The sequence below is a fragment of the Chitinophaga sp. S165 genome (assembly GCF_003182155.1).
Classification (GTDB): domain Bacteria; phylum Bacteroidota; class Bacteroidia; order Chitinophagales; family Chitinophagaceae; genus Chitinophaga.
The window spans coordinates 235,928-259,182 of sequence record NZ_QGTG01000004.1 but is presented as its reverse complement, the minus strand read 5'-3'; the positions used below and the strand labels follow the sequence as shown (position 1 = coordinate 259,182).

The following is a 23,255-nucleotide window of genomic DNA, read 5'->3' as shown; positions in this document are numbered from 1 at the left end:
CAAGACTGATCAACATGCAAATCTTGAAAAATGATGCCCCAATGGATCACAATGCTTCAGTAGCCGAAGTAGCTTTATCGCTCGATGGATATTCACTGATCGAACAGTGCGCACATAATATAAATGAGAACGGCACCATGTACCTTGAGGAACACCTGCTTCTTTTTTTGCTGGAAGGAAGTTTAAAGGTTATTTATGGCAAAGAGTCTTTTCAGGTTAACAGGAACGAGATGATACTGCTCAAAAAAGCAACGCTGATCAATTACGAAAGTGTGGGCAATCCTCTAAATAATAATTTGTTCTCTTGTCTTATGTTTTCTCTGAAGGATGAAATGATCAAATCATTTTTAACCAGCACAGACCTTAAGATCGCTAAACAGGATGTTGATATAAAAGATCTTTCATCTGTACAACCAATGGATGATTGCCTCATCGCATTTGCACATTCGCTCGGACCTTTTTTTAAAAATGTCGATAAAGTTGCGCCAAGCCAGTTACGTCACAAAATGATGGAATTGCTGTATGATACCGCTGTTTGCAGTGATACTATATTTCAACAGATACTCCATCTCCAGGAGCCTGTTCGCATGGACCTGCGCGAAGTAGTTGAAAGGCATTATGCTACCCCTATTCGTATAGAAGAACTAGCCTATTTATCCGGCCGGAGCTTATCCAGCTTTAAACGCGAATTCCAACAGATATTCAATGTACCGCCCGCAACCTGGATACGGGAAAAACGATTAAATAAGGCCAAGGAAATGCTGGAAACGACAGCTATGTCCGTTTCTGAGATCTGTTATTCCCTGGGGTTCGAAAACGTTTCTCATTTTTCAAGGATCTTCAAGCAATATCATGGCATCATGCCAACCAGTTTGCGGCAAGATAGCTGATGAACCGGGCCGTTTAACCCTGAACTAAATAGAACAAAACTTTAGACTTTTTAGAAAAGTCGCAATGCGGGAATAAGCCTTTTTTTGCTTTCAGATAAATATCAAAAGCAATGAAAAAAGCATTCCTGGTTCTAGCAAGCCTCTACTCCACCACAGTACTGGCAAAGAAGGATCTTCCACCTCGCCAAATAAATCTAACGGCAACAAAAAGTCGAGAACTGACCAGTCTATCAACACCGGAAATTGCGGATAAGCAAGCAATCCTTGCCGTGATCGATACTTATATCGAAGGATTAAAATCGGGCCGGGTCGACCTGTTAAAGAAGGTCTTTTACAAAGATGCGATCATGTACGGTTTTTCTGAAGAAAATAAAATAACTGAGGGCAGCGTACAGCATCTTTATGACATCATCGAGAAAAATGGTGCACTGGTAAACGTCACTTCAAAGAACACTATTCAGCACCAGACTTCCAATACTGCTTCAGTTCTTGCTGAACTCAAAAACACTTCGCCAAATCAGAACTCTACCGACTACTTATCCCTGATGAAGATCAATGGGGAATGGAAAATCATTTCAAAGGTGTATCACTTATCATACGCTAATTAATATCTAACGTAAGGAATAGCCGGTTGATCGCTTCAGCCGGATTCAAATCATACAATCTTAAATTTTTAAAAAATGTCAGCTAATAAAAACAATAACTTGATCGCTGATTACGATGCCATTCTTGCTGTAGCGCAAGTATATGTTGAAGGCTTAAAAACCGGTAACGTAGATCTGCTGAAACAAACCTTTCATCCGGATGGCCTGATGGCAGGTTTTATGCCGGATGGAAAACTAACGACAAAACTTCAATTCCTGTTTGACTTTACCGAAGAAAATGGCGAAGCAGCGGACGTTAAGGCGCACGTGAGCATATTACATAAAACTGAAACCGCGGCTGTGGTGCTGGTGGAACTGGAGGATCTGCAAGGCGGCGTAGGTTCAACTGATTATCTCTCCTTTTTGAAGATTAACGGTGATTGGAAAGCCTTATCTAAAGTGTTTAACCTGTATTGGGGCAGGTAAAAATGATGTCTGTCGGATAAGGCAGCCCCAAAAAGACCGATCTGCTGCCTGTCCATTAGTGATGTATTGTACCTGAGAGGACTGAATCAGCCCCTCTCAGGTGCCCTTTAGAAATTTCAATTACAGGCATTGTTCAGTCAAAGAAGTCACAACATTATGCGTTCAGCTGCCTTAGTCCGGCCATCACCAGTAAAAAGAATAGTAGTCATGGAACAGCGAATAGCACACACCGTCTATTTAGTAAAAGAGTATGATGAAGCCATTGAATTTTTCACCGGGAAATTGGGTTTTATTCTTATTGAAGACACTCCACAAGGTGACGGGAAAAGAAGGGTAATAGTAGCGCCTCCAGGCGCCGCAGAACGCAGTTTGCTATTGGCCAAAGCTGCGAACAAACAACAAGCCGCAAGCATTATTAACCAAACCGCTGGACCGGTATACCTGTTTTTATCCACTGATGATGTTTGGCGCGACTACAATACTATGGTCGCGCGACAGGTAAATTTTATCAGCTCCCCAAAACAAGAGCAATATGGGACGTTAGCGGTTTTTGAAGATCTCTATGGCAACCAATGGGACTTGGTCGAACTTAATAAAAAATAATAAAGGAGCAAGTATCTAACCAAGAAGCGTCCCGATAGGCTCTCTATTAGCTTATTATCGGCTTACCAAAAGTACACTAAAAGGGCATTAAAAGGGTATTTATATATCAATTCGATATTGAAGTAACCTTTAAATGACCTTTTAATGTCCTTTTAGTATAATTATATGTACCTTAGATACACAAGACAGTAAACTTGTTAATTATAACCTCAAATAACTTTTATGGCCATTGTTAAAGACAATATCCTCATGCAACTTGTCAGGGGTTCTCTTGGCAAGCAAATCACGATCTACGAAAGGAATGGGCAGATCATTATGGCGAAGAAACGCGGCCCTTCAAGGAAAAAGCCTACACAAAAGCAGCTGGAAGCAAGGCATAAGATGACTATTGCTTCGATGCGTGCGCAGCAAATGCTGGAAGATCCGCAGATAAAGGCTTACTATCAGTCGCTGGCGGGGCCGGGGCAAAATGCCTATAATATAGCGGTGAAGGATGCCTACCGCAGTCCTGAGATCCAAAATATCAGGTTAGAAGATGAGGAAGTTGTAGTGACTGCCCAAAATGAGTTCCGCGTAGCAGAAGTGGAAGTAAAGGTAGTAGACGCTGACGGCGTTGTTACCGAGAGCGGGCGGGCATTTTTGGGTAGGAACGGAGTAGATTGGTATTATAAAGCCACTGCCCTGCCTGCAGGCGGTAAAGTCATTGTGGCAGCGAAAAATCTGCCGGGGAATCTAACGGTGAAGGAATTGCTGCTTTCATAAAGGAACGTTTTCACTGTTTACGAAGGGCTTCTTTCTGAGTGGGGAACTTGAATATTCTTCAATTTGTGAGCTAGTGAGGATTATTTTGGCATGTGTTGCTCCCACGTTAAAAGTGGATAGGCGTAGCTATGGCTTTTAATGTGGATTTATAGTTGAGACCTATTCATTTTTGCTATTGATATTAGCATACAAATCCTTTCAAGTTTTCAACTTGATCCCAAAATAGCCTGGCAATGCCTGACATGCACTAAGTTATGCTGTCAATCCTTTACAAATTTTTCCGCAACCAATGCCTGACGTATCTCTTCCAGATCTCCAGAAGCTAAAAACTTTCCGAGAGACGGGATCAATGCACATGCGGTAACCAATGTTCCATGTTCCGCTTCTACCTTCCTGTCCTGGACCGACAGCAGCACTGCCCATCCTGCGAGGCTATGGGCGTCTTCCGCATGATGTTCACCCACCAGTAACCCTCCACCTCCATCAATCACTTTTAAAGCTATTCTAAGCTTTAATGCACGCTCATCTTCGGCCTCCATACCGAGGCGTCGCCTTAGTACAGCGGCACATTCCTGCGGCTTTCTTTTGGCAATAATAAGATCAGTCAATGCTTTAAATGACAGCATATCCTCGTCCATAAATTCCCAGATCTCATTATGAAAAGAGTAAGATTGCTCCAATAGCCTCACGAGAAGTTCATTATCTTTCGGTCTGGATTTCAAAAGCTCCCATGCCTGGTCACGGACAACCGTATCTCTTATAAAATAGAACAGTTGATCGTCCGTAACATTACCACGCCGGCACCACTCTTCCCAGGCAATCTTTGCCATCTTCTCCGATATAAACGTTATTGAATGAAGCTCTCTGTCTCCCAGTGGCAGATCCATCGCTTTCAGGAAAGCCGCTCTTAAGATATCCTCATCAGTGTTATTCTTCATGATCAGATAAAGCTGTTCATAGATAGGTGACTGTTGTAGCAACAGGTCTCCAGCAGGTCTTCCGAGGCCAAACTTTATGATCTCCACCAGGCGTGTCTTGTCAAGCCCATTTTCTGTTAATTGCTCCCAGATCTCTCCACGAAAACTGCTATCTGCGTAACAATAGTAATACACGAGATCATCTTTTGTCAATGTATCCTTACGAGCCTCCTCCCAGATAAGATGTCTTATACCATACCCATTCTTATACAGAACCTTTAGTTTCTCTGCGGACAGTAAATTCAGCCGTTGTAGTTGCTCAAATACATCTTTCTTCTTTTCATATTCATGCTCAAAAATCTCCATCAGATCGTTCTCAGAATGGAGATTGGAGACATCACTTTTCGCTATTTCACTATCGGAGAAACGATACTCAGCGATCAATTCGCGTTCCTTCTCATTAGGCGATTGTTTCAATAACATATCGATAGCAGCATCCCGTACCTCTGCCACATAGTCGATCAGGTAACAAAGATACTGGTTGGTAGGAGAGCATTGCAGCATATATGCCCCGATAATGGCATTGTATTCATTATCCTCATCTTCGTAATTGATTGCGCCAAGTAACTCATGAAGTGTCGGCGACTGTTTTTTCAATTGCTCCCATGCCAGCTCTTTAAACCGGGTACCATAAATAAGACTAGCCAGCTCAAAGTTTCCTATCCCACGCTTCAACAATTCTTCCCATGCTGGTTGCCATAATGAAGAGTGCCCCACAATTTCCAGCAGGTCTTTTTGTGTAGGCTCTCTGCGTAACAATTCTGCTGCTACGATATCGGTCATGCGTTCATTATAATGCATGAGAACATACAGATCAAATTTTTCAACCGGGAATCTCAGATACAACTCCCATGCCTCTGCCGCGTAATCAGACTTCATTGCCGTTTCCAAACAATCCTTATCAGGATTGTTCTTTTTTAGCCGCTTCCAGGCTGCTTCCCCATGATCTGTATATTGGACTATATAAGATAATAATTCATTGTCATCGGGCTGTGTCAACAGATAAGCGGCAACCTCATTCCTGTACCCCGATCTTTCCAGTACATCCAATAACTGACGCTTGCCGGGTGATGTTTTCAACAGCCGTTGCCAGGTAGCTTCCCTCCCTCCGCCATAGGTGAGGAAACGGTATAGTTGTTCCTGGTTAAGATCGAATTTCAGTAAGGGTTCTTCCAGCCAGTCCCGGACATGTATCCAATGGATATCACCATACAATTCTTCTTTTGTTGCCCTGCTTTTATACAACTCCCAGGCGGCTTTCTTATTATGCAATTCACGACGTATGATCTGCACGAGATCATTCTGGGAAGGGGATTGTTGCAATAGTTGCATAGCCGCATCATCTCTCATTTCTTCATTATCGAGCAATGCCACCAGCTCGGCGTTTGTTTTATTCTGCATAAGATAGGTATAGAGGGTCCGTATATACTATAGCACAATATAATACAGATTTTCAAATTCGTATTTCTGGTTAGTGCGAAACTGCACGGCAGTTACAAGCCCCTTTTCAATACCACTATTTGCTATTGCTACAATGGATAACTCCATATAACATGGTTTCAATATTTTGGATTAAATTCCCGTAATTTTAGAACGCTTTCTACCCCGTATACAGAAAACTCTTTTACTATTCTTTAACCTTAAAAATTTCCACATGAACAACACCCCTCAACCCTCATTCCGGATCGATCCCACACTCACACTCGCTTTGGCACAGGCTTCTTTGGCCGCTTATAACGATTATGAACGCAAACCTTTCAAGGCACCCGACAACTACATTTACTGGGCCAGGTTCACCGGTTGGGATGACTGGTTCAGCACATATGGCCAGGAAGAACGTTTCGGATTGATCTTTAAATATGTCGGACCAGAAAACGTTAAGAACCGGTTCATCGTTGCATTCCGTGGCACCAGTTCAATAGCGGACCTCTATGAAGATGCGAATTTCGAACTGGAAGCATTTAAGCCCTTTAGTAACACAGTATCTCCAGTAGCAAATGTCAGTAGCGGATTTAATAGCATTTATGCCACTAAAGGAGGGAATATGAAGCTAACCATGCAGCAACAGATCTTTACCGCCCTGGCGCCTACCGCATCAGAAATATTCATTACCGGGCATAGCCTGGGCGGCGCATTATCACAGCTCTTTACACTGGATATGCGTGTCAGCTTACCTACTGTGCGTATCGGTACCATTAACTTTGCGAGCCCTATGGTAGGAGATGCCAGCTGGCAGACTGCCTGCAACAATGCTGGCGCTACAGGAAAGATCATCCGCGTAGCCAATTACTGGGACATTATTCCAACTTTCCCATGGTATGTTCCCGGTTATGTGTCTATAGGAAGAGAATTCAACATCGCGTTCAGTTCCATCTTTGGTACTGTTGACGCACTTTCAGATCATAGTCTTCTTAATTACCAGACAGTGCTGAACCATTGTGTATGGCTCAATCCACAAGTATGGGTAGGGCACTTCATTGATGCTGTATACGGCCTGCGAATGTCAAGTACGGCAGTTCCTTCTGTTGCCAAAGAAACATGGCTGTCGACGCTTAAAGAAATACATGAAATGAAGCGTTCTTTGCTGGCCACAAATGAGATTGCCGAACGCGAAATTGTACTATTTGAAGAATAAATATATCAGCAACTATCTCAAAAGAATCCGCCCGGAAGAGCGGATTCTTTTTATTTATACCCTATCTTTCCGGTACCATATCTATAAATACAGACCAGATGCACATTACTATTCGTAAACCCGTATTAATGTTCGCCTTACCTATGATGATATCCGTCACATCAAAGGCCCAGCATGCAAATCAGGACGGTAACATGTCGCAATATAAAGAAGGCGCAGGCAATACTGTTCTTAATAAGGACCTTAAACAAACAGGTCCTGTCAGCGGCTTCCCCTATGTCCTTATCACAAACGTAAAATTCAAGAACTGTGACCAGGGCATACCAACCGAAACTGAATTATCCAGTCTCTACCGGTTATCAGATTCCGTCTATGCAAATGTCACCGCACATGTAAAGAATATCATGGCCGGTACCTTCACTTATCAGTGTGAACGTATGGAATACTACTATTTAGTGGATACTGTTGGCATAAGGGATCTCCTCGTTACGCTGTTTCAAAAGCATTTCAGTACTTATGAACCGGGCATCACTATCAAAGCTGATAAAAACTGGGACGCATACCTGAAATTCTTACACCCGAATGAAGAAACGCTTGAATACACACAAAATGAGAAAATACTGATGTCCCTTGAACAGCAGGGTGATAAGCCGGAGAAAGAAAGACGGGTTGACCACTGGATATTGTTCGCTACAGAGAAGGATATGGATTATTTTATCCCATATGCCACAAGTCAGCACTTCAAAGTAGAAGAAAAAACAAAGAACAGATTGCGTATCTCCCGTATGGATAAGATCGCGTTACCAATTATCAGTAAGATCACTACAGAACTAAAAAAGGAAGCGAAGAAATATAACGGTGTCTATGATGGATGGAAAACAACAATAGTTAAATAATTAAAAAAGCCCGCTGCACTAATCGCAGCGGGCTCTTATTCTTCATAAGCAAATCACTTTCCACATGGACATATGAACGGATAATGTGTATTATCGATCAAAGGCGTCACGCCAAAGAAATCATTCAGTACTGACTCAGCTGTGCAATAAGCTCCTTCCACCCATGCCTGATCATTCGAATACGCCTCTCCCACTATAAAGATATTCGCATCTGCACCATTGATCAGCTGTGAAGGTTTCCTGATCTTCTGCTGCACATCACAAACGTCATAATGCGCTGCATAAGCATGATAACCGGCATTGAATGGCGGTAACGACCAATCCATATAACGCGCTTCCAATGGTTCAGGCACACTCAGATAACTGGACTGCGGACCGAAATGTACGGCTGCCAGTTGCTGGCGTAACATCTTGACCATAATGTCCGGAACCGTACGCGGACCATCAAGCGTTTGTGTATCCTGCGATACCGGCGTTATTCTTCCCTGGTTTGGTCCAAGCTCCAGCTCTCTCCAGAAAGTGGTGAACTGTTCATCATCGTAAGCGGCGAGCAGGCCATACACTGGCTCTCCAGTGGCGTTCAGGGCATTATTACCAAAATAAACCACCTGGCGGATAGGAGTATCAGTCACGCTTGGCCCGATGGTATTACGCTCAGAAGCTTTCAGTAACTGTTCTTCCTGCGGCACTGTCAGTCTTGCCTGGATAGCATGTTCTACCGACTTGATGAAAATATCCGTAGACGCATAAGGCACTTCCAGGATCTTATTGCTAGGGTCTTTCATCGCATCCAGATAACCCGGCGGAAATCCTTCTTTACCCAAAGCATTAATGACATCCTGTGTTACCTCATAACTGTTGATCTGTGCAGGATAGGTAGCAGAATCATCTCCCTGATAATTATTTGCCCACCATGGATGTTTAAAGAACATGCCCACCTTATAAGAAGGCTGCAGGATAGCTGATTCAAGATACAACTGTACCTGCGTATCATTCAGTACATCAGTACCTTCATGATCTTCATAACGGGTAGCCTGGGCTACCATTTCTATCGAAGCACGCGGCATCGCCATCCAGGCAGCGTCCGTGAAACCTTCAGCGCTCTTTTTATTAGGATTGGCGCGGGCGGCTGTGGTATAACGTACCTTACCGTCCACCGTCGACAAGATGGAATGCAAACGTGTATTGGGTTGATATTTAAAGGTTACACCGCTTTCCTTCGCCAGCCTCAGAATATCATCAAATAAGGCATTGAACATACTGGAATACCCGGTTTTCAACGTCCGGTATTCTGTACCTGGTGTAAACTCGTTATTCGCCTGGAAAGCTACCGCAGAGTTCCAGTTGATCACGTTCGAGGTATAACCGTTACCAGCAGCAGTATAAGCGAACCCCTCCGATCCCAGTTGATCAAACATGAGGTTCCAGTAGCCGATATCACTCAGTTTATCGCCCTTTTTAAATACAGAAGTATCCGGCAGATCAACATTGATCACACCGTTCTGATAGAACTTGCACCACTCTGCTCTTGTTGATGGCCCGGAGTCGGCAGTAACAGCCAGGTTCTCGACTGTATTGAAGCCGGTATCAGGAGAGTCTGCAGCAGCATAATGATCTGCATTGTAAGGAGCAGGATTACTCGATGTAATATCATTCAGGTACATATTCTTCGTACGCAGATAGAACAGTGGATTTGTCGACTCATTGAACGGAACAGACAATGGTGTTAATCCAAGCTGCTCGATCACTTTTGTTACCAGCCTGTGACCACCACTCTTGCCATCATTGTTGCCATCCCAGTATGAATAACGCATCCCGCCTACTTCCAGGTATGAGTTGTTGGGATCATCCTTGTAATGCCATGTACATACACGTGCACCAGCCTCGCGGGTCCCTTTGTTATCTTTATTGAAAGTATACTCGCCCCAATCGAAGAGCTCCAATGTATCGCCTGTTTGCAGCTGTTTAGCTTTGGCAGATTCGCTGTCCACAATACCGTTGAGTAATCGCCATGCAGTATAAAGCCCCGAGGCGCCGGCGCCGAAGATAGAATAGGTTTTAGCCATAGAAATATGTTTAATGTTGAGTATGTAATATTTACTTGTTATTCGATACCAAGTCGGTACATCTGTTGCGGAAGATCCTTTTCAGGAATAACCACTTCCACCAGCGCAGGCACGTCTGTCAGGCTTTCTAACTGAGGTAATAAATTCACCAGCTCATCTACTGTTGTTACACGGTAACCTTTAGCGCCAAAGGCTTGCGCCAGTGCCAGGTAATCCCATTTAGGCAGGATGTCGAAGGTATCAAACTTGTGTTCCGGCCCAGGCTTAAAGGCATTCAGGTCCACATATACCTGCTCTATCGCATACACGCCGTTACTCATTACGAATATCACGGCGTTAAGTTTGTTCCTGGCAAGTGTGGACAATGACTGACAAACCATCATAAAACCGCCATCCCCTGCTACGGTAAATGCACGTTTTCCACTACCCAGCTGTGCACCTGAGGCAGCGCCTGTTTCATAACCAATGATCTGCCAGGCTGCAGATGCCAGGAAACTATTCTGAAATAATCCATAGGCATTTGTAGCCACATACATGGCGGAGCTGATGCCGAAAGTCCAGACGATCTGGTTCAACAGATTGTTATCTGTCAGGTACTTCATCGTATACTGGAAGAAACGGTTATAGGTGATCACGTCTGGCCTGTCGTTCCAGCGGGGATCCGAATTGGCCGCCCATGGGTCCGGATAAGGCGGCTGTGGCGGCGCCTTTACCTCCAGCGGATAGGGCTTGCCCTGCGCTTTGAAACGGGCTATAAGGGCTTCCATGAAGTCCTTCATGGTCACACCCTCATAAATGAAATACCCGACCCTGATCAGTTCCGTGGTAGCCAGCACCATGTTTGCATAATTATTCTCAATGAACCAAAGATAATCGTCTGTGATAATCGTACCCAGTGTCAGGAAACAATCTGCATCCGATACTACGTCCAGCACACTCTGAATAGATGCCTGATCCGAATAGGTACCAATAAACTTATCTCCGCCTTCATCAAGTACTGTTTTACCCAGGCTCGTGGTAGTATACAGAAAGCCGCTTACGTCGATCAGCTCCTGTAGCAGAGGCGATAGACCATGACGTAATACTTCCACACCGGCAAAGATTATTGGATTCTTCTTCGCCTGCGTGATCTGCGCCCACGCAGCTGTCACTGCATTTTCCAGTGCCAGCGGTTCACTTTTGGGAATAATAGGTTCTAACCTGGTGTCAGGCGGCGGCAAACAGGGTTCGCCCCATACCTCTTTGTAACATTCAATGAACACAGGTCTTTTGTGTGTCAGCGCTGCTATCAGCAGGTTGTCGATCTTTTCCGCTGCCCCCGCCGAAGTGCTAAGCGTTTCACAGGCAACAGTCACCTGGTCGTACACCTCCTGGTCTGCCGCCAGGTTGCCGGTGGAGTGGTGGTACAGCACATCATACATCTTGGTGATCTGGCGGGCATCCGCGCCGGGTGTGGCTGAGATAACTACAACGGGACTACGTTCCACATAGGAGCCTCCCACTGCATTGAGGGCAATGAAAGTGCTGACGCCATATTGAAGCGATACAGCACCCATACCCCTGGTCCTGCCATATGCATCGGCAGCGTAGCCGGCATCCAGCTCGTTGATACATCCAATAGCGTTGACACCGTCAAAATGTTCCAGTGCCTGGGTGAAGTGTTTAACATAGTCACCGGGTATCTGAAAAACCTCTGTGACATTCAGTTGCTTTAACCGGGTTAATAAATAATCCGCAACGGTAAAGGTGGTTTTTTGCATGAATTGTGGTTTATATGATCATTCGAGGACAACTTATAGGGTGTAGCAGTTACACCGGACCAACAGCCCGGGTATTGAAACAATAAGGTGTATTTCTCTTTATAGTTATTCCGAAGCGCCCAGTAAAAGCACGTGAACTGTATTACATCAATTGATTAACACTTCCGATGCGATACAGTAAGAGATAAAAGTTAAAGGCGTTAAATTATTCCGTTGATGGTATTAGTAACTTGAGGTCTGGTTATATTAAAGCAAAAAGGTTATCTGAGCACGTCGGTTATTGTGCACTCAAATTATAGCAATTTTATAAAAAAACAAAAACTTCGTTAAGAGGGTCTGTCTGACATTAATTATTTTCTCTCAGGGATATTGGCCAATCCCAGGCTCCTCGCCAGCGCCGCGACTTTGGCTGGTGTGTTCAAGCTTTTCTCCAGATCTTCTATTTTCAGATTATTGCCCTTACTCTTAAACAGATATGTTTTAAATGTATAATGATTGGCCTCTTTGGAGAAGTCTGCTCCGTGTGTGGATACCAGTTGTGCCACAAATGCAGCCAGTGCATCTATCAGGCCAGGATATAATGCGATAAGTGCGGCCGACCATCGTTCTATCCCTGCCAGGAACGCCTTCACCTCCGGCGTCTCTATATATGCAAGCTTATCCAACTGCTTCCGGATAACATCGAATTGCATATTCTCCCAATCCTTCGCCTGTAGTACAGGGATCTGCCAGCTGGCCTGTTCTTCTTTCCAGTGATCCTTTGTTGCTTTTACCTGGTGTACGATAAATCCAGGCAGTTCTATAGCCGTAAGATATCCTCCATGACAGGCCCCTGTATCAATACCAAATGTATTGTTCCTCACTTCCGGCACATCTCCCGTCACATGATGCCCGTAAATAACAGGTTTTACGCCCTTGTACTGGTTCACCCATTCGGCAGCGGTCCCGTATTTCTTCTCCAGGTACTTATCACCCGCCGTCGATCCGCATAACACGTCTTCCCGCTGCTCCGCCAACGCACGATCATGTTCAAAAGCCGCGTGTACAATAATAGCATCAGCTGTTTCATAAAAATAGCCGATGGACGCACACCACTCCAGGAATGCAGGATACTCCTCCCCGAACTGCAGCTTCACAATGTCCTGTGCATAACTCAGTACCCCATTCAGATGCTTCCGCTCGTGGTTGCCTGCCAACACGATACTGTTTGGCCTGTTCCTGAAATAATGATACACTTCTTTCGACTTTCCTCCTCTGTCCACGATATCGCCGACAGAAATGAGCATATCATCGTCTTTTAGCCCGATCCGGGCTGTCAATTGCATTAACTCGTCATAACAGCCATGGATATCTCCAACTACGAATGTGCGGCTCATATTGCGGTATAAGGTTTAGGGTAGGGTAAAATTACAATAATTATCCATCTGAGTACCGGGGCATTAACAGCGACGTCTGTTTGTTATTCCGGGAGATGATCTATCCTATAATCATCAAACGAAATGTTTTTCAGATGTTTAGCTGATAATTAAGCAGCTTCTATAGCGGCTTCCGGTGTGCCACGCTCAAAAAGATTTGTTGATCTCTTAAAAAAGCATTCTCTTTGCGTCATATTAACACAAAGATAAATACCCCCTATGAACAAAAACGAAAGGATAGCAATCGCCTACGAGACACTGGACATTCTGGATGCCGGCAAATATGTTAACCAGCAAGGAGAAAAAATTAATATCAGCAAAGACCTCAGATATTCAATTGAACATACCATTCATTATAAGCCGGAAGATTTTGAAAAGGTATTCATTACAAGAGATAAGATGCTGAAGAACACCCCTGCCAGCCAATGCCGGTTTGAAGTAACAAATGAAACGACATTTGCCGCAGCACACAGACTTATCGTAAAAGAAGGATTAGAAAATGTGTGTTGCCTCAACTTCGCTTCTGCCAAGAATCCGGGAGGTGGTTTCTTAGGAGGTGCACAGGCACAGGAAGAAAGTCTGGCAAGAGCCAGCGGTCTTTATCCTACACTGAAACAGCACCATACGATGTATGATACCAACAGAAAACACGCCAGCCTGCTATACACAGATCATATGATCTATTCCCCACTGGTACCTGTTTTCAGAGATGATGAAGATAACCTGATAGACGAACCCTATCTCGTATCGATCATCACTTCACCTGCTGTTAACAAAGGCGCCCTGCTGATGAATGAGCCGGAATATGCCATCAGCATTGAAACCGTTATGCTGAACAGGATTGAGAAACTCCTGTCTGCGGTGATAGTAAATAATCAGTCCACATTGATACTCGGTGCCTGGGGCTGCGGTGTATTCAGGAACAGCACAGAAGACGTAGCCGCCTGGTTCGCACAATACCTCTTAAAGAATGATACCTTTAAAAATGCTTTCACACGCGTTGTATTCGCTATCTATGATCCTTCAGAGAAAAAGAAAACTGCTGAAGCATTCAAACGACAGTTTCAATTTTAAACAAAACCTCATTTGACGTTTAATGGCCTTCCTACCCATTGTTTGTAAATTTTAAACGGGGCTGACCACAAAAAGGTCGGCCTTTTCTTTGCAGAAAAAGGGCCATTAGTAATTTTAATTATCACATCAAGGTTTTCTACAGGCTGCTAAAAACATAATGGTAATGAGGCGCAGGAAAACGAAGTATCTGTCCAGATACCGTACATGGGGATACCGCATAGAGAAGGGTTTAATGTTTGGGTCTACTAATTAATAATGGTTATAAAATATAGTTTACTCGTCAACAGATTTAAGGTATATCAGGTAATTGAGGTATGATGCAAATTTAAGCTATTTCCATTTCAATAAATATTTAGACTTCTTCAACCAACTTCATTTCCTTAAATTCGATTAGTGAAAAAGGGCCGCGATGAAAAACTTAGCATACATACTCTCAATATTACTACTGCTTGCTTCCACAGGAAAAGCACAGCAAAAAACTTACTGCAATCCCATCAATATAGACTACGGTTTTACCCCCATACCTAATTTTTCAGAAGCCGGCAGGCACCGTGCTACGGCCGATCCTGTCATCACCCTGTTCAAAGGTGATTACTACCTGTTTTCTACTAATCAATGGGGCTACTGGTGGAGCAGTGATATGAGCGACTGGCATTTCGTACCAAGAAAATTCCTGAAACCTTATCACAAAGTATACGACGAACTTTGTGCCCCTGCTGTATTTGTATTGGGGGATACTTTGCTGGTGATCGGCTCTACCTACGAAAAGAATTTCCCCATCTGGATGAGCACCAATCCGAGGGTGGACGAGTGGAAAGAAGCTGTAGACTCTTTCCGGGCCGGCGCCTGGGACCCATCTTTTTTTCTTGATGATGATAACCGCCTCTATCTCTATCATGGTTCCAGCAATACCTATCCATTGTACGGCCAGGAAGTGGACCGCCATACCTTACAACCCATCGGCGAGCGTCATGATCTCATCAAACTTCACGACGACCAGCATGGCTGGGAACGTTTCGGCGAATACAATGACAACAACTTTATGCCTCCCTTCATGGAAGGCGCATGGGTCAATAAACATCATGGTAAATACTATCTCCAATACGGCGCTCCCGGTACTGAATTCAGTGGTTATGCCGATGGCGTATATGTCAGCGATCATCCTTTAGGTCCTTTCACCTACCAGGTGCACAATCCCTTTAGTTATAAAGCCGGAGGTTTCGCCCGTGGCGCAGGACATGGCGCTACCTATCAGGATACACACAATAATTGGTGGCACGTTTCCACCATGGTCATCAACGTAAAGAACAATTTTGAAAGAAGGATCGGCATCTGGCCTGCAGGCTTCGATAAAGATGATATCCTCTATTGTAATACAGCATTCGGGGATTATCCACATTATCTGCCTGATGAAAAGGCCACCGGTCAGTTCACCGGCTGGATGCTGCTGAACTATCAGCAGCCGGTAGCAGTTTCCTCTACGTATGGGGCGTATTATGCCAACAATGCTGTAGACGAAAGCATCAAAACCTACTGGTGCGCCGCTACTGCCAATAGCGGAGAATGGATCTCTACAGATCTCGGCGAAATATCCACCGTCAATGCTATCCAGATCAATTATGCCGACCAGGATGCAGACATCCTGGGAAAACGTACCGACATCTATCATCAATATCGTCTCTGGCAATCCACAGATGGCAAGAGCTGGAAATTACTGGTAGATAAAAGCCGTAATAAAACTGACGTTCCGCACGATTATATAGAGCTTTCCAAACCTGTCAGGACCAGGTACATCAAACTGGAGAACCTTCATATGGCCAACGGCAAATTCGCCATCAGCGGCTTACGTGTATTCGGTAAAGGGAATGGCAGTGCCCCGGCAGAGGTGAAGAACTTTATCGTACTGCGTCAACAATCCGATAAGCGGAATGCCTGGCTGAAGTGGTACCCTTCAAATGATGCATATGCGTATAATATCTATTACGGCATTGCACCCGACAAACTGTACACCAGCATCATGGTTTATAATGCCGCCGAATATTACCTCAAAACACTTGACAAGAATACCACCTATTATTTTTCAATTGAGCCCATCAATGAAAATGGTATTGGCAAAAGGAGCCCGGTGATGAAAGTAGAATGATTATCAATGGATTTTCCATATCTTTAGCCCAGACAAGATCAAACGAAAGAAGTTACCGACCAAAACAATCTCCGTACGACGACTAGCGGCCACGTTACCATTTCACCAATTAATAGTTATTCAATTGTGACACCTCATCAAAGGCTCTTTTACGACGCATGACGTAATCGATTACCTGAATTTAATATTTCATTCCACAGCAACTAAAATTAATTAATAACCAATCATTTACAGCAATGAACCTGTCTAAGACTGCTAGTGTATGTTTTTTGAGTGTCGTGCTTGGTCAAGGCCTGATGGCGCAGACCAACTGGCAAGTCCAGCCTACAACGATCAAAACCCGTTGGGCAAAGGAAGTTTCCCCCACTAATGCATTACCCGAGTATCCCCGTCCGCAGATGGTACGTGAGAACTGGCAAAACCTGAACGGATTGTGGAACTACGCCATTACTCCAAAAGACGCTGTCGCTCCTTCCACCTACCCGGGACAGATCCTCGTTCCTTACCCCCTGGAATCAGCCCTTTCCGGCGTAAAAAAGCCATTACAGCCATCAGAGAACCTCTGGTATAGAAAGACCTTTACAAAGCCGGTCATGAAAGAGGGCGACCGTTTATTACTCCATTTTGGAGCCGTTGACTGGCAGGCTACCGTATATGTGAACGGCAGGGAAACCGGTAACCATACCGGCGGTTACCAGGCCTTCACGCAAGATATCACCACTACCTTGAAAGACGGCGAAAACGAGATCGTAGTAAAGGTATTTGATCCTACCAGTGAAGGCGTAGGCCCGCACGGTAAACAGGTATTAAACCCCGCTAATATTTACTACACGCCTTCCTCCGGTATCTGGCAGACCGTATGGCTGGAAACAGTTCCTGCCGAATATATCAGCGGACTGGTTTTAACGCCCGACATCGACAAAGGTGTCCTGAACGTTAACGTAAAAGGCCCTGCCGGCGCCATTGTTGAACTAATAGCCAGCGATGCAGGCACTGAGGTCAGCAAGACAAAAGGCAAGGCAGGCACTCCCCTGAAACTCTCTGTGAAGAATGCTAAATTATGGTCGCCTGCACATCCTTTCCTGTACGACCTGACCGTTAAACTTACCAAAGGCGGTAAAACCATCGATGAAGTAAAGAGCTACTTCGGTATGCGTAAGATCGCCATTCAGAAAGATGAAAAAGGCGTAGACCGTATCTTCCTCAACAATCAGGCTTACTTCAACCTGGGCACCTTAGACCAGGGCTTCTGGCCCGATGGTCTGTATACCGCCCCTACAGATAATGCCCTCAAATTTGACATCGAAGCTGTCAAGGCTATGGGCTTTAATACCATCCGTAAGCACATTAAGGTGGAACCGGCCCGCTGGTATTATCATGCCGACAAACTGGGTATGCTGGTATGGCAGGACTTCGTGAATCCTAACCAGGGATTACCGGAAGGCTCCAAAGCAGCATTCGAGAAAGAAGCCAAAGAAACCCTCGAACAACTGCGCAACAGTCCATCTATCACTACCTGGGTGATCTTTAATGAGAAATGGGGCGTGTACGATCAGCAGCGTATCACTGAATGGGTAAAAGCTACAGATCCATCCCGTATCGTAAATGGCCACTCAGGAGAAATGCTATATGTGAATGAACAACTCCGCAGCCCCTCTCCTAATGCATGGGTAAGTGCCGATATGACGGACGTTCACTCCTACCCTGACCCGATGAATGCCCCTGCCGTACCAGGCAAGGCAAGAGTACTCGGTGAATTCGGCGGTATCGGTGTATTCATTCCGGAACATCAGTGGAATACCGGCAGCGCATGGGGCTACATACAGGAAAAAGCAGCAGCACTGGCTACCAAATACACCATCATGAATCAGCACCTGAAACTGCTGGAAGCCGAAGGACTTTCAGGCTCTATCTACACCCAGCCGTTTGACGTGGAAGGAGAACAGAATGGCCTGCTGACCTACGATCGTGAAGTGGTAAAGATCCCGTTCGAGCAGATGCGCCAGATCCATTCACAGCTGAATCCTGAACAAGGTACGATCCCGCAGGTAGTAGCGAAAAATGCTGATCTCACTGATCCCGGCGCAGTATATAGCAAGATGTTACAGGAATATATTGACGGTCGCAGGGAACCGGAATTTTTATTCAAAATGGCCATGATAGCCAAACAGGCAGGTGATAAAAACGGCGCTACCATGGCAGGCAGCGCATACATTGCTACCCTGCAGGCCCCTTATACACCTGAACAGCTGGACCTGATCCTCCAGTTCACCAGCAGCACAAAAGACAAAGGATTCACCGTGCTGCAGGAACAATTGCAAGCCACTAATTCGAAACTGGAAAAAAGACCGGTTACTGTTAAACTGATGAACATCGTTTTCAAAGACGTGATCGATCCGGTATTGCAGAAAAGCGGTAATACACCCGACTGGGATGCCATCGCCAACAGCATCAAACCCTACGGTGCACCAGGCGAAGAGATCTTCCTGAGAGCGAAAACAGTGTATACGTTTAACAAACAGGATTGGTCAAACTACGCATCCGTAGCCAATACCTACCTGGAGAAATACGGTCAGAACATTCCGGAACAGGAAAGGAATATGTTCCAGCAGGCCATCAACAATAACAAGAACCAATAAGCATATCTGACTATGAATACAGGTGATATTCCCACAATATTGCCTGTATTCATTCTAAAATATCTCCATCGCTGTCCATCCTTATTCCTCATTAGTCTCACATTGAAAAGCCACGCCCGGGTGGCCATTAAAAGCACACTTACATTATCCCTATACCTTACCTCCATCTCTCACAATACAACATTAAGAAAGATCATCAAGCGCTAAAAAAAAAGCTGCTCATTGTTGCATTCCTCCAAAGTCAGCGCTTTAGGAAACACAAAAATGAGCAGCTCATTTAACTCTGTTTATACCGCACAGCTATTACCTGCGGATGAATACCTTTCTTCTCCGGAGTTCAGTTATTGCACCGGCTTTACTTCAAAATTTTCATATGTCACATTGAAGCTTTGTTTACCGGGTGCAGCAGCTACGATACCAATACCTGCCTTCACATTTGGAGGGAAGTAAGCTAAGCGCAGCATATCATATTTCACACCATCAAAAGAATATTTTATCTCCACGTAATCGTTCTTCCTTAAGAGTTTCAGCCAGATGGAAGCAGGGCTGTCATGTCTTGGCACTACAGACCAATCAGATACTTCACGGGTTACAACGGCGCTGACGTTCTGTACGCCATCCACATATTCTATCCCGGTTTTGATCCAGTTCTTCTCATCGATACGTACCATCAAACCGGCCTGGTGGAAGAGTTCTCTGTATTCGCCGCTGATCTTAACGCTGGCCTCAAAGTCACCCTCCACTTCCTTATAGTAGAATGGTCCGTTGTCACGTATGAAACCATAATGGGTAGTACGCCAGTAGTCTGTATTGGGATCAATGGTACAGGTCAGTTTCTTGTCATTGCCCGACCATTTTTTGGGTTCGTTGTTCCACTTCATCGGATTATTTTGAGCGTATAAAAATGTTGAGGAAAAAACGGTACTGAGAATTAAGATTAAATGTTTCATGAAATATTTATAAGTGGTTTAAAACGGGTTACATCAATGCAAAATATTCAAAATTATACGAACTACAAAAGGTACATCCAGATGGTATACCGGGCCATAGAATAAACGCGTGCAGCAGAATGTTCAAAAACAAAAAGCTGGCAGGCATACCGAAGTAGCCCACCAGCATCGCATGGTATAGGGAATCGACAATCTTTATCTGAACCGCATTAACTCCTCTGTTTTAAACACCCATTCCGGTGTTACTACCAGCTTATCTATACTGGCCACATGATACCAGGGGAAGAAAGAATTACCGGGGCTCTTTAATATGTGAATATCCTGTGCGGGCATATAACTCTGCGCCAGTAAAAAGACCTTCTGACCGGCAGCATTCTCCGCCATATCCATTACTAACACTGCATGCCCCGGAGAGCCCCCACGTATAAATACATCCCCGACACGTATACTTCCTGCCGACGCTACAGTGCTCAGTTCTTTACTAAGCGACAATGTGCCTGCATATGAAAAAACAGTCTGCAAAAACTGATTAAAACAATCTCTCCCCTGGCAGACAGTAGCAGTTCGCTGCTTCCGCAAACGCCCATCCTTAACAAGGAAACGGTATCCGCTCATCCAGCTGTTATATTCCATCAACGTACCATCAGTAGCATGAAAGGCGATCCTCCCAAATTGCTGTGAAGCATACAGGTACTCTGCATATAATCTGATGACAGCATCCGCACATTGTTGCAGGTCTTTTTTGCCTACAGAAATATCCAGTACGGCAAACTGCGCCGACTGATTCGGCTTTACCAAACCGTTGTACAGGTATACTGTGTTATCCGTTTTTAAGGGAATCTTCCTTAACCACGCCCCGAAAGAGCCTGCTTCCAGGGAGATCCGCTTGTAACCAGCGGGTAAAGGTATATGCGCTACCGTTTCATAATGAACGGAAGGTCTGAGTTGCAGGCCTCTGGCTTCGAGATAATGCCAGAACAGAATAGAAGCCCCACTAACAAACATGACCATAGAGGCCCAGGGAAAGTACTTCAATTCGACAAATTTCTATAAGGATGCAAGAAATAAAAAGATTCCATAAGAAGGTGTTAAAAAACTTTCACGCTCATAAAATAAATTTGTTCAGGTTAAACAGAAACTCCATCTTAGCAGTACCTTATCGGATACCTGAAACTCGTATCCATTTCCTTCCTGAGACATAATAACCACAAATCGTTGAAGATCAACTTGAGTAAGCAATAACATCCTTATTCTTACGGGTCTTTCGCATGTCCGATCGTAAACATTTTACTCATTCCTAAAACCCACTTTATGTCTCTGAAAAACTTTGTCCGGGTACACAATGTCGACTTATCCTTTTGGCAATCTGTCGTATCTCAATACGCACGCAAACAGCTAGAGCTGAGCGGCAGTAAAGTTAGTCACAACCAGTTGCTCGCTCATCCTATGATCGCCGCCACTGCCAAACATGTCACATTAACCATCAAAGGCACACCTCCTGGCCCGGACACGTTAAACCTTGCTGATCCTGACGAACAGGCGGTATATCTCTCCCACCTGGCTTACGAAAAAGGGTTATGCCTGACAGAAGGCGACATGCAAAGAGCCGGTGTACTGGATACAGAATATCGTAAGTATAGCGACAAAGACGTGATCGGCTTTCTCTCCTGTGCCACCACCTTCGCAGAATATTGGATCGAATATGACGGCGTCTTCGCTTACAACGACTGGAAAGATTTAGGAGAAGATATCTCCACCTACAGTGTTATCAATGAAAATGATAACGGTAACGGTTTCACACTTCCTTCTGATGCAAGAGTCGCCATCATCGGAGATTGGGGCACCGGATTGGCAGATGCACAGGCCTTGCTGGTAGACATCCTCCAGACTCATAATCCGCATGCCATTATTCACCTCGGGGATATTTATTACTCCGGTACACCAGAAGAATGTATCAACAATTTCTCCGCTATCATTAAAAATGCTTTTGATATAGCGGGCATCCCACCGGTTCCGGTATTTACTATTCCCGGCAACCATGATTACTACTCGCTGGGATGGGGATATTACAGCATGGTATATGATCTCAACAACGAAATCGGTACAGGCACTGCTGCTTTTCAACCTGCCAGCTATTTCTGCTTACGCACAGAAGACGGCGGATGGCAATTCCTCGGAATGGATACCGGCTATAACGACAGCAATCCTGCCGACCAGATAGACTCATTCTATGCCGGTCCATGGTTGCAGCCAAACGAATTAGAATGGCACCAGGATAAACTGAATAATTTCGGGGGAGCCACTATCCTGCTTTCTCATCATCAGTTATTCTCCAGCAATGCAAAGATCAATGGAGCACTATCCGATTACAGCGCATTACCTGAACAAAACGTCTACCTCTACCAGGCATTCCAACCTTATTTCTCAAAGATAGCCGCCTGGATCTGGGGACATGAACACAACTTTGTAATGTTTGAAGATAATCTGCTGGGACTATCCAAAGGTCGGTTAGTAGGCTGCAGCGCCTTTGAAGAACTGACCTCTTCTGATCCTTATGCAGTGAACTATCCCGACATTAAAAACTTCATTGATCCGGAAACAGGAAATACAATAGAGCTCTCCACTAATGCCGATCTTAATGGAGTAACCTATTATAATCATGCCTATGCGATCATCGATTTCAGTGGCAGAACAAATCCGACAGACCCTGTTACAACAACGTATTATGAGTATCCGTCCTGGGGCGATAACCCGCCGGATAATCCCACGGCTACGCAATTGTACCAGGAACAATACAGCCTTCCTGCACCATCAGCGATACAGGTACCTTACAACACCGGCAGCTACCTGCTCTCACAGGACGGACAATTCATCGGACCTGAGTATAACGACTATCCTTACATGGACAATGCAGCCCCGGTAACACTGCAGTTCTATCCGCTATCAGTACAAGGCAGCTACCTCACTCATGGTGACACCTTACGTATCCTTACCACCGAAAGTAGCGTGGGCGATAAAAATCAGTTAGGCGCCTTTAGTACCAAAGCACTGTATTATGACGATGACAGCAGTGATAAAACAGCATGGTTCGTATACAAACGCGACACTTCTGTAAGCACTGATATTCACTACGGTGATGATGTATATTTTGTTAACGTAGACTGGGACCAGTGGATGCTGCCGTACGATCGTATCCGCTACAGCGTATTATATCTTACAACAGAGGAAGATGCCAATTATTTCTGGACTATTGCGCAGCCACAGAACAGCGCACTGGAAAGCATTACAGTAACGCAAAAGAAAAGTCCTTACAGGAAGAAATACATGCCGTTTGTGAAGAAGGAAAAGAACGTTATTGTATAAAACACACTAACA

Annotated in this window: 17 protein-coding genes; 11 read left to right on the top strand and 6 right to left on the bottom strand. The window is 44.8% G+C overall.

Features of this window, described 5'->3' with window-relative positions:
- Nucleotides 1-41 precede the first annotated feature (41 nt).
- The 5 genes from C7475_RS18375 to C7475_RS18355 all read left to right on the top strand — a co-directional run bounded on the left by C7475_RS18375 (nucleotide 42) and on the right by C7475_RS18355 (nucleotide 3,325).
- On the top strand, nucleotides 42-890 hold the full coding sequence (locus C7475_RS18375; protein ID WP_233259890.1) for an AraC family transcriptional regulator: 849 nt from the start codon (nucleotides 42-44) through the stop codon (nucleotides 888-890).
- Between the two features lie 110 nt (nucleotides 891-1,000).
- Nucleotides 1,001-1,498 carry a nuclear transport factor 2 family protein gene (locus tag C7475_RS18370; RefSeq protein ID WP_110054846.1) on the top strand — a complete coding sequence of 166 codons (498 nt, stop codon included), beginning with the start codon at nucleotides 1,001-1,003 and terminating at the stop codon, nucleotides 1,496-1,498.
- A gap of 72 nt (nucleotides 1,499-1,570) precedes the next feature.
- Nucleotides 1,571-1,960 (top strand): nuclear transport factor 2 family protein, encoded by a 390-nt coding sequence (locus C7475_RS18365; protein ID WP_110054845.1) that lies wholly within the window; start codon nucleotides 1,571-1,573, stop codon nucleotides 1,958-1,960.
- Between the two features lie 207 nt (nucleotides 1,961-2,167).
- Entirely contained in the window at nucleotides 2,168-2,563 is a 396-nt protein-coding gene (locus C7475_RS18360) for a VOC family protein (protein WP_110055053.1), read from the top strand.
- 222 nt (nucleotides 2,564-2,785) lie between these two features.
- Entirely contained in the window at nucleotides 2,786-3,325 is a 540-nt protein-coding gene (locus tag C7475_RS18355; protein WP_110054844.1) for a hypothetical protein, read from the top strand.
- Between the two features lie 260 nt (nucleotides 3,326-3,585).
- On the opposite strand, the gene C7475_RS18350 is transcribed toward C7475_RS18355, so the two are convergent.
- Complete coding sequence (locus tag C7475_RS18350) at nucleotides 3,586-5,703, bottom strand: hypothetical protein (RefSeq protein ID WP_110054843.1); 2,118 nt, start codon at nucleotides 5,701-5,703, stop codon at nucleotides 3,586-3,588.
- 253 nt (nucleotides 5,704-5,956) lie between these two features.
- Here C7475_RS18350 and C7475_RS18345 point away from each other — a divergent pair, with 253 nt between their 5' ends.
- Together C7475_RS18345 and C7475_RS18340 are read left to right on the top strand one after the other, a co-directional pair.
- A complete protein-coding gene (locus tag C7475_RS18345) occupies nucleotides 5,957-6,937 on the top strand; it encodes a lipase family protein (protein WP_110054842.1) in 981 nt (326 codons plus the stop codon).
- Nucleotides 6,938-7,131: 194 nt separating this feature from the next.
- Entirely contained in the window at nucleotides 7,132-7,833 is a 702-nt protein-coding gene (locus tag C7475_RS18340; RefSeq protein ID WP_158286537.1) for a DUF695 domain-containing protein, read from the top strand.
- Between the two features lie 53 nt (nucleotides 7,834-7,886).
- Here the strand turns inward: C7475_RS18340 and C7475_RS18335 are convergent, their stop codons facing one another.
- From C7475_RS18335 to C7475_RS18325, 3 genes are all read right to left on the bottom strand, one after another.
- Complete coding sequence (locus tag C7475_RS18335; protein ID WP_110054840.1) at nucleotides 7,887-9,899, bottom strand: hypothetical protein; 2,013 nt, start codon at nucleotides 9,897-9,899, stop codon at nucleotides 7,887-7,889.
- Between the two features lie 38 nt (nucleotides 9,900-9,937).
- Complete coding sequence (locus C7475_RS18330; RefSeq protein ID WP_110054839.1) at nucleotides 9,938-11,659, bottom strand: alpha-keto acid decarboxylase family protein; 1,722 nt, start codon at nucleotides 11,657-11,659, stop codon at nucleotides 9,938-9,940.
- Nucleotides 11,660-12,009: 350 nt separating this feature from the next.
- On the bottom strand, nucleotides 12,010-13,035 hold the full coding sequence (locus tag C7475_RS18325; RefSeq protein WP_110054838.1) for a metallophosphoesterase: 1,026 nt from the start codon (nucleotides 13,033-13,035) through the stop codon (nucleotides 12,010-12,012).
- 258 nt (nucleotides 13,036-13,293) lie between these two features.
- Here C7475_RS18325 and C7475_RS18320 point away from each other — a divergent pair, with 258 nt between their 5' ends.
- The 3 genes from C7475_RS18320 to C7475_RS18310 all read left to right on the top strand — a co-directional run bounded on the left by C7475_RS18320 (nucleotide 13,294) and on the right by C7475_RS18310 (nucleotide 18,930).
- Nucleotides 13,294-14,148, top strand: coding sequence for a TIGR02452 family protein (locus C7475_RS18320; protein WP_110054837.1), 855 nt, complete (start codon nucleotides 13,294-13,296; stop codon nucleotides 14,146-14,148).
- 409 nt (nucleotides 14,149-14,557) lie between these two features.
- Nucleotides 14,558-16,291 (top strand): family 43 glycosylhydrolase, encoded by a 1,734-nt coding sequence (locus C7475_RS18315; protein ID WP_110054836.1) that lies wholly within the window; start codon nucleotides 14,558-14,560, stop codon nucleotides 16,289-16,291.
- A 236-nt stretch (nucleotides 16,292-16,527) separates the two neighbouring features.
- Complete coding sequence (locus C7475_RS18310) at nucleotides 16,528-18,930, top strand: glycoside hydrolase family 2 protein (RefSeq protein ID WP_110054835.1); 2,403 nt, start codon at nucleotides 16,528-16,530, stop codon at nucleotides 18,928-18,930.
- Nucleotides 18,931-19,271: 341 nt separating this feature from the next.
- Here the strand turns inward: C7475_RS18310 and C7475_RS18305 are convergent, their stop codons facing one another.
- Nucleotides 19,272-19,811 (bottom strand): DUF1349 domain-containing protein, encoded by a 540-nt coding sequence (locus tag C7475_RS18305; RefSeq protein WP_110054834.1) that lies wholly within the window; start codon nucleotides 19,809-19,811, stop codon nucleotides 19,272-19,274.
- Nucleotides 19,812-20,075: 264 nt separating this feature from the next.
- Nucleotides 20,076-20,915 (bottom strand): DUF4846 domain-containing protein, encoded by an 840-nt coding sequence (locus C7475_RS18300; protein ID WP_146217586.1) that lies wholly within the window; start codon nucleotides 20,913-20,915, stop codon nucleotides 20,076-20,078.
- Between the two features lie 276 nt (nucleotides 20,916-21,191).
- Here C7475_RS18300 and C7475_RS18295 point away from each other — a divergent pair, with 276 nt between their 5' ends.
- On the top strand, nucleotides 21,192-23,243 hold the full coding sequence (locus C7475_RS18295; RefSeq protein ID WP_110054832.1) for a metallophosphoesterase: 2,052 nt from the start codon (nucleotides 21,192-21,194) through the stop codon (nucleotides 23,241-23,243).
- Nucleotides 23,244-23,255 lie beyond the last annotated feature (12 nt).

Bases quoted from the DNA above. Each gene is read 5' to 3' on its own strand.
- C7475_RS18315 (WP_110054836.1), top strand. From the start codon at position 14,558: ATGAAAAACTTAGCATACATACTCTCAATATTACTACTGCTTGCTTCC.
- C7475_RS18370 (WP_110054846.1), top strand. From the start codon at position 1,001: ATGAAAAAAGCATTCCTGGTTCTAGCAAGCCTCTACTCCACCACAGTA.
- C7475_RS18365 (WP_110054845.1), top strand. From the start codon at position 1,571: ATGTCAGCTAATAAAAACAATAACTTGATCGCTGATTACGATGCCATT.
- C7475_RS18350 (WP_110054843.1), bottom strand. From the start codon at position 5,703: ATGCAGAATAAAACAAACGCCGAGCTGGTGGCATTGCTCGATAATGAA.
- C7475_RS18340 (WP_158286537.1), top strand. From the start codon at position 7,132: ATGTCGCAATATAAAGAAGGCGCAGGCAATACTGTTCTTAATAAGGAC.
- C7475_RS18345 (WP_110054842.1), top strand. From the start codon at position 5,957: ATGAACAACACCCCTCAACCCTCATTCCGGATCGATCCCACACTCACA.
- C7475_RS18330 (WP_110054839.1), bottom strand. From the start codon at position 11,659: ATGCAAAAAACCACCTTTACCGTTGCGGATTATTTATTAACCCGGTTA.
- C7475_RS18360 (WP_110055053.1), top strand. From the start codon at position 2,168: ATGGAACAGCGAATAGCACACACCGTCTATTTAGTAAAAGAGTATGAT.
- C7475_RS18335 (WP_110054840.1), bottom strand. From the start codon at position 9,899: ATGGCTAAAACCTATTCTATCTTCGGCGCCGGCGCCTCGGGGCTTTAT.
- C7475_RS18305 (WP_110054834.1), bottom strand. From the start codon at position 19,811: ATGAAGTGGAACAACGAACCCAAAAAATGGTCGGGCAATGACAAGAAA.
- C7475_RS18375 (WP_233259890.1), top strand. From the start codon at position 42: ATGGATCACAATGCTTCAGTAGCCGAAGTAGCTTTATCGCTCGATGGA.
- C7475_RS18325 (WP_110054838.1), bottom strand. From the start codon at position 13,035: ATGAGCCGCACATTCGTAGTTGGAGATATCCATGGCTGTTATGACGAG.
- C7475_RS18310 (WP_110054835.1), top strand. From the start codon at position 16,528: ATGAACCTGTCTAAGACTGCTAGTGTATGTTTTTTGAGTGTCGTGCTT.
- C7475_RS18295 (WP_110054832.1), top strand. From the start codon at position 21,192: ATGTCTCTGAAAAACTTTGTCCGGGTACACAATGTCGACTTATCCTTT.
- C7475_RS18320 (WP_110054837.1), top strand. From the start codon at position 13,294: ATGAACAAAAACGAAAGGATAGCAATCGCCTACGAGACACTGGACATT.
- C7475_RS18355 (WP_110054844.1), top strand. From the start codon at position 2,786: ATGGCCATTGTTAAAGACAATATCCTCATGCAACTTGTCAGGGGTTCT.